At 62.4% G+C, this 14085-nt stretch carries 13 protein-coding genes and 1 pseudogene; 7 read left to right on the plus strand and 7 right to left on the minus strand.

Annotation, left to right across the window (positions count from 1 at the left end; all coding sequences use genetic code 11):
* Positions 1-23: 23 nt before the first annotated feature.
* On the minus strand, positions 24-533 hold the full coding sequence (locus CWB41_RS09230; RefSeq protein WP_342633311.1) for a Fur family transcriptional regulator: 510 nt from the start codon (positions 531-533) through the stop codon (positions 24-26).
* A 124-nt stretch (positions 534-657) separates the two neighbouring features.
* Here CWB41_RS09230 and CWB41_RS09235 point away from each other — a divergent pair, with 124 nt between their 5' ends.
* From CWB41_RS09235 to CWB41_RS16375, 4 genes and pseudogenes are all read left to right on the plus strand, one after another.
* On the plus strand, positions 658-1443 hold the full coding sequence (locus CWB41_RS09235; protein WP_115836987.1) for a 3-hydroxybutyrate dehydrogenase: 786 nt from the start codon (positions 658-660) through the stop codon (positions 1441-1443).
* A gap of 18 nt (positions 1444-1461) precedes the next feature.
* Entirely contained in the window at positions 1462-2478 is a 1017-nt protein-coding gene (locus CWB41_RS09240) for a patatin-like phospholipase family protein (protein WP_115836986.1), read from the plus strand.
* On the plus strand, positions 2475-2804 hold the full coding sequence (gene cutA, locus CWB41_RS09245; protein ID WP_181902972.1) for a divalent-cation tolerance protein CutA: 330 nt from the start codon (positions 2475-2477) through the stop codon (positions 2802-2804). The genes CWB41_RS09240 and cutA overlap by 4 nt, the downstream gene beginning before the upstream one ends.
* A gap of 409 nt (positions 2805-3213) precedes the next feature.
* Positions 3214-3843 (plus strand): annotated as a pseudogene (locus CWB41_RS16375) (GNAT family N-acetyltransferase); the annotation flags it as partial.
* 261 nt (positions 3844-4104) lie between these two features.
* On the opposite strand, the gene CWB41_RS09255 reads toward CWB41_RS16375, so the two are convergent.
* The 3 genes from CWB41_RS09255 to CWB41_RS09265 all read right to left on the minus strand — a co-directional run bounded on the left by CWB41_RS09255 (position 4105) and on the right by CWB41_RS09265 (position 8970).
* Complete coding sequence (locus CWB41_RS09255; protein WP_245411301.1) at positions 4105-4818, minus strand: nucleotidyltransferase family protein; 714 nt, start codon at positions 4816-4818, stop codon at positions 4105-4107.
* Between the two features lie 72 nt (positions 4819-4890).
* Positions 4891-6444 (minus strand): tRNA (adenosine(37)-N6)-threonylcarbamoyltransferase complex ATPase subunit type 1 TsaE, encoded by a 1554-nt coding sequence (tsaE, locus tag CWB41_RS09260; RefSeq protein WP_181902971.1) that lies wholly within the window; start codon positions 6442-6444, stop codon positions 4891-4893.
* 114 nt (positions 6445-6558) lie between these two features.
* Positions 6559-8970, minus strand: a complete 2412-nt coding sequence (locus CWB41_RS09265) for a sensor histidine kinase (RefSeq protein WP_115837129.1) — start codon at positions 8968-8970, stop codon at positions 6559-6561.
* Between the two features lie 303 nt (positions 8971-9273).
* Here CWB41_RS09265 and CWB41_RS09270 point away from each other — a divergent pair, with 303 nt between their 5' ends.
* On the plus strand, positions 9274-10251 hold the full coding sequence (locus CWB41_RS09270; protein WP_115836984.1) for a glycosyltransferase family 8 protein: 978 nt from the start codon (positions 9274-9276) through the stop codon (positions 10249-10251).
* Positions 10252-10263: 12 nt separating this feature from the next.
* Here the strand turns inward: CWB41_RS09270 and ahcY are convergent, their stop codons facing one another.
* A complete protein-coding gene (gene ahcY / locus CWB41_RS09275; protein ID WP_115836983.1) occupies positions 10264-11670 on the minus strand; it encodes an adenosylhomocysteinase in 1407 nt (468 codons plus the stop codon).
* Between the two features lie 167 nt (positions 11671-11837).
* On the opposite strand from ahcY, the gene irrA reads away from it, so the two are divergent.
* Positions 11838-12329 (plus strand): iron response transcriptional regulator IrrA, encoded by a 492-nt coding sequence (irrA, locus tag CWB41_RS09280; RefSeq protein ID WP_115836982.1) that lies wholly within the window; start codon positions 11838-11840, stop codon positions 12327-12329.
* On the opposite strand, the gene CWB41_RS09285 is transcribed toward irrA, so the two are convergent.
* Both CWB41_RS09285 and CWB41_RS09290 read right to left on the minus strand, forming a co-directional pair.
* Positions 12318-12632, minus strand: coding sequence for a hypothetical protein (locus CWB41_RS09285; protein WP_115836981.1), 315 nt, complete (start codon positions 12630-12632; stop codon positions 12318-12320). The genes irrA and CWB41_RS09285 overlap by 12 nt on opposite strands.
* A 63-nt stretch (positions 12633-12695) precedes the next feature.
* On the minus strand, positions 12696-13382 hold the full coding sequence (locus CWB41_RS09290; RefSeq protein WP_115836980.1) for a S24 family peptidase: 687 nt from the start codon (positions 13380-13382) through the stop codon (positions 12696-12698).
* 103 nt (positions 13383-13485) lie between these two features.
* On the opposite strand from CWB41_RS09290, the gene CWB41_RS09295 reads away from it, so the two are divergent.
* A complete protein-coding gene (locus CWB41_RS09295; RefSeq protein WP_181902970.1) occupies positions 13486-13863 on the plus strand; it encodes a hypothetical protein in 378 nt (125 codons plus the stop codon).
* The last annotated feature ends 222 nt before the right edge of the window (positions 13864-14085 follow it).

The following is a 14085-nucleotide window of genomic DNA, read 5'->3' on the forward strand; positions in this document are numbered from 1 at the left end:
GAGCATTTTCCCGATGCTCGCGATCACCCAACGGCCGCCTTCTGCGCCCCGCAGGAGCGACAAAGTCCAGTTATTTCCAATACTTGACTGTGAGGCGCAAAGCCCGACTCGGCCCCGAGCAGGGCGATTTCACGATGCAGCGCCCTGGACGTGGCCTCGGTCACCGTGCCGCAGGCTTCGCAGATGAGGAAAACCACCGGCTCCTCATGCTTATGGCCGTGGGCGCAGGCGAGAAAGGCGTTGCGCGAGGCGAGCCTGTGGACGAGGCCGTTCTCGAGCAGAAAATCGAGCGCCCGGTAGATGGAGACCGGAGCCGGATGCTTGCCGGTCGCCACAGCGATCTTCTCGATCATGTCGTAAGCCCCGAGCGGGCGGCCTTCCTCGGCCAGGATTTCCAGCACCCGGCGCCGCGCCGGCGTGAGCTTTGCCCCTTCGCGGCGGCAAAGATCCTCGGCATTGGCCATAGTGCTGCGGAAGGCGGCGATGGCCTGGGATTTTTTCTGCCGCGGCTGCGGCACGCGCTGTGCAGTCATTTTTCCATTATATCCGCCTGCGATCACAAAGGCGACAGTCGTCACCTTTCAGCCAGCTTCGGGCTGGCCTAATGTGTTGGCTGAGACAAGGCGCCGATCGCGCCCGACCTCATGGGAGTTATGTATGACGCTCAAGACACGCAATGCCATCGTGACCGGCTCGACCAGCGGCATCGGCCTCGCCATCGCGCGGGCTTTTGCCGAACAAGGCGCCAATGTCACCATCAACGGCTTCGGTGACGCCGACGCAATCGAGACCGAGCGCAGCAAGATCGAGAAGGATTTCGGCGTCAAAAGCGTCTACTCCCCCGCCGACCTGACCAAGCCGGACGAGATTCGCGCCCTCGTGAACGAAGCCGAGACGGCATTCGGCAGTGTCGACATTCTCGTCAACAACGCCGGTATCCAGCATGTCGATCCGATCGAGAAATTTCCGCCGGAACTCTGGGACAAGATCATCGCGCTCAATCTCTCCGCCGCTTTCCACGCGATCGCCGCGGTCATCCCGGGCATGAAGGCGCGCAAATGGGGGCGCATCATTTCCACTGCCTCGGCGCATTCCAAGGTCGCCTCGCCGTTCAAGTCGGCCTATGTCTCGGCCAAGCACGGCATCGACGGACTCACCAAGACCGCGGCGCTGGAACTCGCCACCTTCGGCGTCACCGTCAATTGCATCTCGCCCGGCTATGTCTGGACGCCGCTCGTCGAAAGGCAGATCCCCGATACGATGAAGGCGCGCAACCTGACGCGCGAGCAGGTGATCCACGATGTGCTGCTCGCGGCGCAGCCGACGAAGGAATTCGTCACCGTCGATCAGGTGGCGGCGCTCGCCGTCTTTCTCTGCACGGATGCGGCAAGCCAGATCACCGGCGCCAATCTCTCGATCGACGGCGGCTGGACCGCCGAATAACTGGGAGAGCCGCCGCGCATGACGAATCTCAAGAGAGTCAATCTCGCGCTGCAGGGCGGCGGCTCGCACGGCGCCTTCACCTGGGGCGTCCTCGATTATCTGCTCGAGGACGGCCGGCTTGACATCGCGGCGGTCAGCGGCACCAGCGCGGGGGCGATGAATGCCGTCGTCCTCGCTCAGGGCTGGATGGAAAACGGCCGCGATGGCGCGCGCGAGGCTCTCCAGCGCTTCTGGCGCGCGATCTCGACGGAAAATGCGCTATCGCCCGCGCAAGCCAAATTCTTCGATCTGTTTTTTGGGCCGAAGACGCTGAGCGGTCAGTTCTCGTCGCTCTGGGGCGATTTCTTCACCCATTTCGCCAGCCCTTATCAGTTCAACCCGTTCGATGTGAACCCGTTGCGCGACTATCTCCTCGACGCCATCGATTTCGAGAAAGTGCGCGCCTTCGACGGCTTCAAGATTTTCATTGCCGCGACAAATGTTCATACTGGCAAGATCAAAGTGTTCAAAGGGGCGGAATTGACGGCCGATCACGTCATGGCCTCGGCGACCCTGCCGACGCTTTTTCAGGCGACCGTGATCGACGGCGAGCCTTATTGGGATGGCGGCTACATGGGCAACCCGGCGCTGTTCCCCTTCTTCTATGGGTCGAATACACCCGACATTGTCATCATCCAGATCAATCCGCTCGAGCGGCATTCGATTCCGCGCAGCCCGCGCGAGATTCAAAACCGGCTCGACGAGATCACTTTCAACGGCGCGCTGATGGGCGAATTGCGCGCCATCGACTTCGTCGTGCGGTTGATCGATGCCGGCAAGCTTTCAGTGGACGACTACGTCCGGCCGCTCGTCCATCGCATCGACGGCTGTGGTCTCTTAGGTCCCTATGACGCCGCGACGAAACTCGATGCGAACTGGCAGCTCATCAGCAGCTTCTTCGAGTACGGCCGTAAGGCGGCCAAGCACTGGCTCGACGAAACTCACGATCACATCGGCAAGCAGAGCACTCTCAACCTGCGCATGGCCTATTCGTGAACGCGGTAAAGGCGGTTGATTATGCCGTCGTCCTGACGGCGTGCGGCGCCGCGACCGCAGGCAGGATTGCCGAGACGCTGGTCAGCGAGCGGCTTGCAGCCTGTGTGCAGAAGCTGCCTATCGAGAGCACCTATCGCTGGAAAGGCGAGATCGAGACGGCGCAGGAAGTGCTTCTGCTCATCAAGATCAGGAACGCGGATTACGCAACGGTAGAAGAGCGAATTCTCACGCTGCACGACTATGAGACGCCGGAAATCGTCGCGCTGCCCGTCGCAGCGGGGTTCGCCGGCTATCTTTCCTGGATCGACGAGGCCGTGCGGCGCTGAGCGTTTCAAGCGGCGGCAACGCGGCCGCCGGGGCGATTTCGCGTCTTGTTTCCCATCGCGATGCGTGTCATCCGATAATCCGCCGGGATCACAAGAATCTTGACGCCAAATGGACTCTGGAGCGATCGGCAGCCGGCCGTTTGCCGCCGTCGAAGTCTTTCGCGACGTGGCAGCGGTGCACGACATCTGGGAGGAACTCGAAACCGCGGCGCCGGTCTCGATCTATCAGACGCGCGCCTTTCTCATCCCCTGGATTGAAACCCTGGGCACGGCGCAGAAGATCGCGCCGCTGTTCATTGCGGCGAAGGATCGCGACGGCCGTCCGGTCCTGCTGCTGTGTCTCGGCATCAAGACGGCCGGGCCTCTGCGGATCGGACGCTTTCTTGGCGAGAAGGCCACCAATTTCGACATGCCGCTCTGCCGGCCGGGCGTCGTCTGGACGCGCGCGGATATCGAAGAGCTGCTGCGCGCCGCGGCCGCCAAGCTTGGCGGCGCCGCGCCGGACGTTTTCGCTCTGCGCGATCAGCCTTTCGAATGGTCGGGATTTTGCAATCCGCTCGCGCTTCTGCCGCATCAGCCGAGCCCGCACGTCGTCCTGTCAACGCGGCTGGAGTCGGACAGCGGAAAGTTTCTCGCATCGAAATTGTCCGGCAACGCGCGCCGGCAATTGCGCGTGAAGGAAGCGCGGCTCGCCGAATTGCTCGGTCCGGTCGAATTGATCGCCAATGACACGCCGGCGCGCGCCGACGCCATCCTCACCGCATTTTTCGCGCAAAGAATCGTCCGCTTTCACGACCACGACATTGACGCGGATTTTTCCGATCCGGCGATGCAGACCTTCTGGACGCGGCTCGGGCGTCCCGCCGCGACGGCCGCCGCGGTCGAATTCTATGCGCTGACGGCGGGTGGTCGCATCGTCGCCACCATCGCCGGGGCAACGCACGCCGGTTGTTTCAGTTTCGCGGTCAATTCCATCGACACCGATCCTGAGATCGCGCGCACAAGCCCGGGCGTTCTGCTCATCAACAAGCTGATCGCGTCGCAATGCCAGAAAGGCGTCGCACAGTTCGACTGCGGGCCGGGCGAGGAGCGCTACAAGCTGCAATATTGCGATCGGAGAATTGAGCTTTTCGACGTTTTCCTGCCGGTGCGCTTGCGCGGACACCTATTCGCCGCGCTCCGCACGGAGGGGTCAAGACTCAAGCGGGCGCTCAAGCGAAATCCCCGCCTTTTCGAAACGATGCGGCGGCTGAAGCGGAAATTTTGGGCCAGTGTCGGTGGCGGCCAGAATGCCGAGGTCCTAAAGCACCGAACGCGCGATCAGCCGTTCAGCGTCGTCGATCGCCGCGGGCGTGCCGACATGCAGCCAGATGCCGTCGAGCCGCAGGCCGTGCAGGCGTCCGGTCTCGGCGGCCTTGAGGAAATAAGGCAATAGGCGGAACGGTCCCTCCGGCGCGCGCGCGAACAGCTCCGGCTTGATGATGCCGATGCCGGTATAGACGAAGGGGGCCACGCGTCTTTCCTCGCGCTTGGTCAGGCGGCCGAACCCGTCCATCGTGAAGTCGCCGGGCCAGTCGACGCCGGAGCTTGTCGGCGTCGCGGCGACGAGCAGAAGCACGTCCATCTTGTCCGGGTTCCATGCCGCGGCAAGGCGGTCGAGATTGGGCTTGGCGCCTTCGACCCAGAAGGCGTCGGTATTGCAGAGAAAGAATGGCGCATCGCCGAAGATGGGCAGCGCCTTTTTGATCGCGCCGCCCTGATCGAGCAGCAGATCGCGCTCGTCGGAGATGACGATCTTCGGAGCGCTGTGAGCGGCGAGATGGGCTTCGATCTGATCGGCCAGGTGATGCACGTTCACGACTGCCGTGCCGACTCCGGCAAGCGCAAACCGATCGAGAAGATGGTCGATCATCGGCTTGCCACCGACCTTGATGAGCGGCTTCGGGATCGTCTCCGTCAGCGGCCGCATCCGGATGCCGCGACCCGCCGCAAAAACCATCGCCTTATCCGGCATTGAAGACTTCGTGGGCAAGGCGACGACCTGCACAAATCTGACATACGCCCGGCCGGGCGATCGGAAAGCGCGCTACGCGCTCCGATTGAAGAGGCGCGGCAGGTGCGTTTCATACCAGCCCTTGAGACCGGACAACAAGGGATGCGCGAGATCCTTGGCTAAATTTTCCTCTACACGTGGCAGATGTGCCAGATATTGCGGCTTGTGGTCGCGCTTATCGAGGCGCGCGAAAATACCGAGGATTTTTGTCGCCCGCTGGGCCCCCAGAACCGCATAGGCGCGGGCAAACCCGGCCATGTCGAAACCGGCGTCCGCGATGCGGCGCAATTGGGCATAATGGCCGAGGAGCTTGAGTTCGACCTCCGGCGGCACGCTGACCCGCGCATCCTGAAGCAGCGAAACGACGTCATAGGCGGGATGGCCCAGCACGCAATCCTGAAAATCGATCAGGCCGACCCTCGCGCTGCCCTGCCGCTCGCCGAGCCAGAGGATATTGGGCGAATGAAAGTCGCGCAGCGTCCAGGTCCGTGGCCCGGCGACGATATCGCGCAGCGTATGCCGCCAGAGATTGACGAAGCTCGCCTTGGCGCCGGAGGTCAGCGAGGCTTTGGCGATATGCGGCGCATACCAATCGAGGAGCAACTCGATTTCGACCGATAGCGCGTCAAGATCATAAGGCGGAATATTGTATTCTTTCGATCCGTCGACGGGCAGGCTCTCCGGCAGACTCATCTGATGCAGCCGCGCCAGAAGCGCGACGGATTCGGCGTAGCGCTCGGTGACGATCCCGCCGTCGCCGACGACGCTCTCGCCGCCGAAATCTTCGAGGGCGGCGACGCCGACATCGAGATCGACGGCATAAATCTCCGGCGCCGAGAAGCCTTCGGCGCGCAGGCCCTTGTCGATCGCGACGAAGGGACGGATGTTCTCGGCGAGATGCGCCAGCGTGCCGTAGGATTTGCCGAAGCGGATCGGCGGCCCGTCCGCGCGCGGCGGCGAAATCATCAGCACGGCGGTGGCGCCGTCGGCCCCGACGAGCCGTTCGTAAGTGCGGGTCGAGGCATCGCCTTGCATGAACTGCCGCTCGGCATCGGCGAAGCCGGATTCGGCGAGCACGTTGTGGACGGCGCGGGCAATGTCGAGCCGCCCCGCGAATGTGCCATAGCCGGTCAGCGTCGCGCTACGGAAACCGGCGTCCTGCGCCGGATCCAGAGCCAGGGCAATATCCAGCCGGTCCGGGGGCAGGCGCTCGCCGGCGCGATCCGGCCATTCAACAAGAACGAGTGCGCCCTCCGCCGCCTCGTCCCAACCAAGCTCTTCCAATTCATCGGGGTGGCGAATGCGATAAAGGTCGGCATGGACGATGGGGAAATCGAGCCCGTCGTAAATCTGCATCAAGGTGAAGGTCGGGCTTGGCACTTCGATATCGGCGTCGCCCGTCAGGCTGCGGATCAGCGCGCGGGCGAAGGCCGTCTTGCCGGCTCCGAGTTCGCCGCTGAGGGTCACCATATCCCCCGGCTTCAGCCAGTGGGCGATCTGGACGGCGAGCGTCGCGGTCTGCGCCTCGTCGGGAAGCGCGATCCGCCATGTCGCATGAGACTTTTGCCGCGACAGGCTCGACGCCATCTGTACGATACTCCTCAGGTCAATTGCTGCATCAACGCGAAACTTAATCGCAAATGCAACCCTGGCCGCCCGCGGCAGGTGCGATACCCCCCGCTTTGTCTCGCACGCCTTTGGCTAACGTGTGGCCTGGCCGGGAAATATGCAGATTACGGTGGTGCCCCGATTGGGCGCGGAATCGATCTCGACGCGGCCGCCGTGCAATTCGACCAGCGAGCGCACGATCGAGAGGCCGAGGCCGACGCCGCGATGGTTCGAGCCGAGGCTATCCGTCTTGAAGCGTTTGAACACGTCGTCGATCACCTCGGGCGGAATACCGCGGCCCTGATCGCTGACCTTGAGGATGATCTCGTCGCCCCGCCGCAAGGCCGACAGCACGACCGTCTGGCCTGGCTGCGAGAAGCCGATGGCGTTGGAAAGCAGGTTGAACAGAATTTGCCGGATACGCTGGCCGTCGGCAACGAACGTGCCGACATCATCTGAGGCTTCGACCTTGAGATGGATCGAGGATTCGGCGAGCCGATCCTGCACACCTTTGGCCGCGAGATCGATGGTTTCGCGAATGTCGACCTTCTCAGGCTTCAGCTCAAGCGCGTCGGCGTCGATCGAGGCGAGGTCGAGAATATTGTCGATGATCGCCAGCAATGCCAAGGACGAACTCGTAACATAGCCGGCATATTGCCTCTGCTTTGCGTTGAGCGGGCCGGTGGCGGGATCACCCAGCAATTCGATGAAGCCGGTGATATTGGTCAGCGGCGAGCGCAACTCATATGAAACATGATGGACGAAATCGTTGCGCAATCTTTCGGCATCGATCAACGCCTTGTTGCGTTCGGTCAGCGCCCGCTCGACGTTGACGCTCGCCGTTACGTCGATGAAGGTGAGCAGCGCCGCCCCGTCGGGCAGCGGCTGCGCCGTGCTGTCGAGCACGGTGCCGTCCTGGCACGCGATCCGCCCCTGATAGCCCGTGCGCTGATCGTCGAGCCCGGTGACGACGCTGCGGATCGCGGCGAAGACGGGATCATCCTTGGCGAAGATCGTGCAGGATGCGGCGATCCGGTCGATATGCGGTTTGTCGCCGAGCTGCGCCGGATCGAGCTTGAGCAACTGGGCGAAGGCCGGGTTGAAGAAATTAAGCCGCCCGTCGGTGCCGAAAACGGCGACGCCTTCCTTCAGCGTATCGAGCGTCTCGCTTTGCACACGGGTCAGCGCGTTGAAGCGGGATTCGAGATGGAAGCGTTCGGTGACGTCGTCGAAGAGATAGGTGACGCCGCCCTGCGGATTGGGATTGATGACGACGCGCAGCGTCCGCCCGTCGGGCAGATACCAGACCTGCCCGGTCGTCTCCATCGCCTGATAGGCGGAGAGAACGCTGTCTTTCCAGGCGCGGAAGTCGGCTTGCTCGGGCAAAAGCCGGGCGGCGCGCAACCGATCGAGGATTTCGGAATCCGAGGGAAGTTCGTCGAGATAGGCCGGCGGAAGCGACCAGAGCTGACGATAGGCGGAATTGTGGAAGACGAGCCGCTTGCGGCGGTCGAATATGGCAACGGCGGTCGAAAGCTGGTCGAGCGTCGCGGCATGGGCTTTCGTCTGTCGCTCCATATCACCGCGCAGCGCTTCGATCTGCGAGATATCGGTGGCGATGCCGGCCGCACCCAGCGCCACCGGAACTTCAATGATATCGAGGAGGCGGCGCTGCCCGGCTGCGACAGCGGCGGCGCGGCCGCGCCAGATGGTGCCGCCCTTGCGCGCCTCGATCGCGGCATCGCGCGTCGTGCGTTCGAGCAATTCCGTTCCGCGCAAAAGCGCGTCGGCGGCGTCCTTGGCCTCGACGGCGCGAACATAGGCGGCGCTGACCCAGGCGAGTTTTTCGTCGCGATCGCGCAGCCAGACCGGGTAGCTCGTCGAATCGAGCAGCGCGCGAAGCGCGTCAAGCTCGCTGTAGGAGCGCAGCAGCCGTTCGCGCAGACGCGCGGCTTCGAGGCGGTCGCCGGAAACATCGCGGATGCGCATGACGGCGCGCCCGCTCACCGCGCGACCGTCGAGTTCGAGCGTCCGGCCGGCGAGGCTTTCGACGTTGAAGTGAAAAGCCTCGCCGCGCGCCCGCAATTTTTCCACTGCGGTTTCCAGGTGCTGGGCTGAATCCGGCGGCAGCCAGGAACCGAAGCCGAGAATGCGCCGCGCAATCGGCTGGTCGGTGACGAGGCTCAGATCGCCCTCGATTTCAGCTTCATTGTCCGGGCCGTCCCAGGCGATGATGATCTGCGGCTCGGCGGCAAGAAAGACCTGCGCGCGATCGAATTTGGCGCGCATATTGTTGAGTTCAAGCGAATAGGCCACGTCCTGCTTCGTCCATTTGCGCGATTCGCGCAGATGCAAGAGCGCGGTGACCGCGGAGAACATGACGAGGCCGACAAGCAGCGAGAGGCCGAGAATGTCCTGATTGGCCTGGATATGCTCGAACACGAGCGCGGGATAGCCGGGCTCGGCGAGCGCCGGCGTGGCGGCGCAGGCCAGGGCACACGCCATCGCAAGCTTGAGTGACGCCAAAAGAGGCAAGCGTCCGCCGACGTCGCTATGTTGCGTGTTTGAGCCGCCCTTCTGCCGTGCTCGTCCGCCCATTGCACCCTCATCGTGACGCCGGGCGCAGCATCCGAATCGCTCACGCCCCCGCTCGAATCACCTATTTACAACATGTCGCCGCCATCCGCGGCGGACGAAATACTTTGTCCGTTTGGTACACAGTTGAGTGATTTGACGCAGATGTGAATCCCACCTCGATTTGGCCCGGGCTAACCCACGAGCTTCCGTAAGGGAAGCCGGGAGGCAAGGTTGAAGGGTATAATCGACGTTGCGACTTGCTTCGACGCAAAAGCCCTTTATGGCGCCGCGGCTCTGATCGCCTCGCTGCGGCAGCATGCCCACGCGGCGCGTCCGGTCAGACTGTTCGCGGTAACGCCTTACGATTCCGAGGAATTGCACTGCGTTGCGAGGGCGTCCAAAACGGCATCGTTCGAGGTCGTCGTCCTGCCCGTCGCCAACCCCTATGCGGACTTTCCGATCCGCGAGAACATCACCGCAACGGCCTATTTGCGCTATCGGCTGCCGGAGATTCTGCCTGATCTCACGAAGGTCGTCTATCTGGACTCCGATACGGTCATCAACGCGGATTTGTCGCCGCTGTTTGATACCGACGTGAGTGGCGTGCCGCTCGCCGCAGTTCCGGATTTTGCGCATCTCCTGGGAAGCCGGGAATGGGACCGTTACCGTGCGGTTTATGAGGGCAAAGCCTATATTTTCCGCGACTATATCCAAGAGGTTCTCGGGATCGGAAATCTCGACTCATTTCCCTACATGAATTCGGGGGTTCTTCTCATCAATCTCGATGAATGGCGCGAACGCGGACTCGGCAGGCAAGTGGTCAGTTTCCTTGCAGAGCATAGGCTCAAATACCCGGACCAGGATTCTTTGAATCGCTATGTGAGCGGCAATTTCGTCCGGCTGGACGCGCGCTGGAACGCGCAGGCGCCTTGCGCCAAGCGGCGCGCCCGCTTCTTGCCGAAGAAACTACTAGGGGAAAAGCAGGTCGATGATTGGGCCGCGATCCGCGATCTCTGGTTTTGCGACCCCTGGATCATTCATTACGCCGGCGCCAATAAGCCTTGGATCGCAAGGGATCCGGCAACGCCGCTTGATGCCATCTGGTGGGAGTTTGCTGCAAAGTCGCCGCTGGCGGGAAAAATCGAGAGCGATTATCTCGCCGAACGGCGCGCAGCCAATATCCCTCGCAGCAAGGTCCAGCGCCGCTAGCGCGGCCCGACCCTAATAACGATACTGGTCGGGCTTGAAGGGGCCGGATTGCGGCACGCCGATATAATTGGCCTGTTCCGGCGTCAATTTCGTCAGATTGGCGCCGACCTTGGCGAGGTGCAAGGCGGCAACTTTCTCGTCGAGATGTTTGGGCAGGGTGTAGACTCCCTGCTGGTATTCGCCTTGCTTGGTCCACAGCTCGATCTGCGCCAAAGTCTGGTTGGTGAACGAGGCGGACATCACGAACGAAGGATGGCCCATCGCGTTGCCGAGGTTGACGAGGCGGCCTTCCGACAGAAGGATGATCCGTTTACCGTCCGAGAACTCGATTTCATCCACCTGCGGCTTCACATTGTTCCAGCGGAAATTGCGCAAGGCTGAGACCTGGATCTCCGAGTCGAAATGGCCGATGTTGCAGACGATGGCGCGGTCCTTCATCGCCCGCATATGCTCGAGCCGGATAACATCGATGTTGCCGGTGCAGGTGACGAAAATGTCGGCGCGCGGCGCCGCATCTTCCATGGTCGTGACTTCGTAGCCTTCCATCGCCGCCTGAAGCGCGCAAATCGGATCGACCTCGGAGACGATGACACGGCAGCCGGCGTTGCGCAGCGAGGCAGCGGAGCCCTTGCCGACATCGCCGAAGCCCGCCACCATCGCGATCTTGCCGGCCATCATCACATCGGTGCCGCGGCGGATGCCATCGACAAGCGATTCGCGGCAGCCGTAAAGATTGTCGAATTTCGATTTCGTCACCGAATCGTTGACGTTGATCGCCGGCCAGAGGAGCTTGCCCTCCTTGTGCATGATGTAGAGCCGGTGCACGCCGGTCGTCGTCTCCTCGCTGACGCCCTTGATGCCGGCCGCGATGCGGCCGTACCAGCCGGGATTTTCCTTGAGCCGGCGCTTGATGGCGGCGAAGAGCACTTCCTCTTCCTCGTTGGTGGCCTTGTCGAGGAAGTCGACGTCGCCGGCCTCGGCCCGCACGCCGAAATGGATGAGCAGGGTCGCGTCACCGCCGTCGTCGAGGATGAGGTTCGGACCGCCGCCGTCGCTCCATTCGAAGATTTGGTGGGTGTAATCCCAGTAATCGACGAGGCTCTCGCCCTTGCGCGCGAACACCGGAATGCCGGCGGCGGCGATCGCCGCGGCGGCATGGTCCTGCGTCGAATAGATATTGCAGGAGGCCCAGCGCAGGTCAGCGCCCAGCGCCCGCAGAGTCTCGATCAGCACGGCGGTCTGCACCGTCATGTGCAGCGAACCGGCGATCCGCGCCCCGGCGAGCGGCTGCGAGGGACCATATTCGGCTCGCGTCGCCATCAGCCCCGGCATTTCCGTTTCGGCGATGTCGATCTCCTTGCGCCCCCAGGCGGCAAGCCCCAGATCAGTAATGGCGGAATGGGCGATCGAATGGGTCATGGATACTCCTTGAATTCCGGGTCGGTCTAACCGATCATCGCGGCCAAGGCAATAAGGATATAAGCAAGTCTTTATGTGATTTTGTGATCGTGCGGTGCGGAATCGCCGCTTGCGTGGTTGGCGCGATTTTTGTTACAGTTGAAATCTTAAGGAGATCGGGACCTGCGATGGCATTTCAATTACGCGAACAGATGGCGCCACCCGGCAACGGCCAGATCCGCCCGTTGCTGGAGAAATACGGGCTGCGCGCCACGCGCCAGCGCCTAGGTCTGGCCAAGCTCCTGTTCGGCAAGGGAAATCGCCATATCACCGCCGACGTTCTGGCGGCCGAGGCGCAGGAAGCGCGCATGTTCGCCTCGCTGGCGACGGTCTATAATGTGCTCAATCTTTTCGCCGAGGTGGGTCTGGTCCGCAGCTTCACCGTAGAGGGCGGCAAGACGATTTTCGATACGAACACGACCGATCATTGCCATTATTACTATGAAGACACCGGCCGCGTGACGGATATAGCGGCAAAGAACCTCAACTTCGCTGGCCAGTTCGAGGCGCCGGAAGGTTACGAGGTCATCAAGGTGGATGTCGTCGTGCGTTTGCGGCCGAAGCGGGATGGCCAGGCGCCGGTTGAGGCGGCCGTTGCCGACGAAGATTCAACACACTGATATTCGGTTCGCGGCGCTGGCGCGCCGCAGCGTGCGGCCGAGCAGCAGAGCTGCCTTCGCGTTCAGCGCGCAGACTTCGCCACCAAAACCGAACCAGCGGCGCGGATTTTTTCGCTCGCGCCGCAGCAGATGTTCGGCGACGGCGATGAGAACCGCCGGATCGGCGGCGCCAAGCCCGGGATACAGAATTTCCATCAGCATCGGCCGCCGCGCGTAATCGCGGGCGCGGGCTTTCACCAGAAAAGCGGCGGTGCGCCGGGCTTGCAGGCGCAGGGCTTCGACGGGGTCGTGTGGAATGAGCATGGCGTCCTCCGGTAAGAAGACGCATTGTAATGGGTAATTATACCTTATAAAGGTAATATTACCTTACATGCCGGAGCGGGCACTTGATGCGATCCGCTGCCATTGGCCAGCCCGGACCACGGCCTGAATGGCCGCCGCCCAGACGATTTCGACGCCGCGAATCGGCGCCGCATTGTGGCTTTCGAGGTCGTAGGTGCCGGCGACAGCGCCGCGCCGCACCCGTTTGAGATAGCGCCGGCCGTCGCGCGTGCGCACCGCCGCCTCGCGGCCGACGACATTCTCCGCATCTTCGCTCTGCCGCCAGCAGATGACGACATCACCGGAATCATAGCGGGGCCACATACTGTCGCCTTCAACCTCGAAGGCGATCGTATCCGCCGGCGTGGCGAAGGGCACGCTGATCTCGAAAAGCCCATCCTCCGGAATTTGCTCGTATTCCGGCAGGATCTCGGCGCCGGCGCCGATCCGCCCGGCGACTTTCACCTCAGTTCCGGCATTGGGATCGCCGACGCCTTCGAGGAGCCAGGAGGCGCTCGCGCCTTCGAGGAGCCAGGAGGCGCTCGTCTTCAGCACCGGCGCGAGGGCAGCCAGCGTCTCGGTCGTGATGCCGCGGCGATCGCCGTTCTTCACCGCCCGCTTCAGATTGCGGATCGCATCCGGCTTCCTGGCCGCGAGCGAGGCGGCGTGGGCGGAGAGCCCCAGAGCCTGCAGGCGCGTCTCGACGCGGCCCAGAATGTCTTCGAGTTCCATAACGGTAGATTGACCGATTTTCTGCGATCTGCATTATGTAATTTTACCGTTGACATGAAGGTATAATTACCTAATAGTTGCCTCAGCAAAGAGGAAGACCGTCATGCAATCTGAGAAAATATCTCAGTCTGAAAAAACCTCCTGGACGAGCGCGCGCGTCGCGCGGCTTGGCTTTCTCGTAGGGCAGGGATTCGGCGCCAAGCGCATCGCCGACGATCCGCTGATCGCTTCGACGCCGAACAATGTGCATCGCCAGGCGCAGCGCTTCGGACTTGCCTTCCGCGACGCGACGGCGACCAGCCTGCGCCTGACGCCGGAGGCCGCGGCGCGCTACGACGCCGCCGCCATCAAGCGTGGTCTCACACGCGAAGCCTTGATCCGGCTGCTGAAGCGTCGAAGCAATCCAGGCTGCAATTCTGGATTGCTTCGCTTCGCGCGCAATGACGACAATTCCTCGCTGCGCGCGAGTATGAAATACTGAAATCGACTTTCGCGCCGTTCTTGACCGCGCGACAATTTGCGAGCGATAACACGCGCATTGCAGCACCCGATCTGCGCGCTGATTTCGCTCCCGATTGGCAGACGTCTTCGTGCGCGTCATGGCCGGACTTGATCCGGCATCCGTGTGTTGACGCTGCCGCATCTTCATCATCCTTGAACAATGCCTTTGGCGTGGATGGCCGTGACGAGCACGGCCATGACG

This window comes from Methylovirgula ligni, from assembly GCF_004135935.1.
Lineage (GTDB): Bacteria > Pseudomonadota > Alphaproteobacteria > Rhizobiales > Beijerinckiaceae > Methylovirgula > Methylovirgula ligni.

Bases quoted from the DNA above. Each gene is read 5' to 3' on its own strand.
- CWB41_RS09230 (WP_342633311.1), bottom strand. From the start codon at position 533: ATGACTGCACAGCGCGTGCCGCAGCCGCGGCAGAAAAAATCCCAGGCC.
- CWB41_RS09235 (WP_115836987.1), top strand. From the start codon at position 658: ATGACGCTCAAGACACGCAATGCCATCGTGACCGGCTCGACCAGCGGC.
- CWB41_RS09240 (WP_115836986.1), top strand. From the start codon at position 1,462: ATGACGAATCTCAAGAGAGTCAATCTCGCGCTGCAGGGCGGCGGCTCG.
- CWB41_RS09255 (WP_245411301.1), bottom strand. From the start codon at position 4,818: ATGCCGGATAAGGCGATGGTTTTTGCGGCGGGTCGCGGCATCCGGATG.
- tsaE (WP_181902971.1), bottom strand. From the start codon at position 6,444: ATGGCGTCGAGCCTGTCGCGGCAAAAGTCTCATGCGACATGGCGGATC.
- CWB41_RS09265 (WP_115837129.1), bottom strand. From the start codon at position 8,970: ATGGCGTGTGCCCTGGCCTGCGCCGCCACGCCGGCGCTCGCCGAGCCC.
- ahcY (WP_115836983.1), bottom strand. From the start codon at position 11,670: ATGACCCATTCGATCGCCCATTCCGCCATTACTGATCTGGGGCTTGCC.
- irrA (WP_115836982.1), top strand. From the start codon at position 11,838: ATGGCATTTCAATTACGCGAACAGATGGCGCCACCCGGCAACGGCCAG.
- CWB41_RS09285 (WP_115836981.1), bottom strand. From the start codon at position 12,632: ATGCTCATTCCACACGACCCCGTCGAAGCCCTGCGCCTGCAAGCCCGG.
- CWB41_RS09290 (WP_115836980.1), bottom strand. From the start codon at position 13,382: ATGGAACTCGAAGACATTCTGGGCCGCGTCGAGACGCGCCTGCAGGCT.
- CWB41_RS09295 (WP_181902970.1), top strand. From the start codon at position 13,486: ATGCAATCTGAGAAAATATCTCAGTCTGAAAAAACCTCCTGGACGAGC.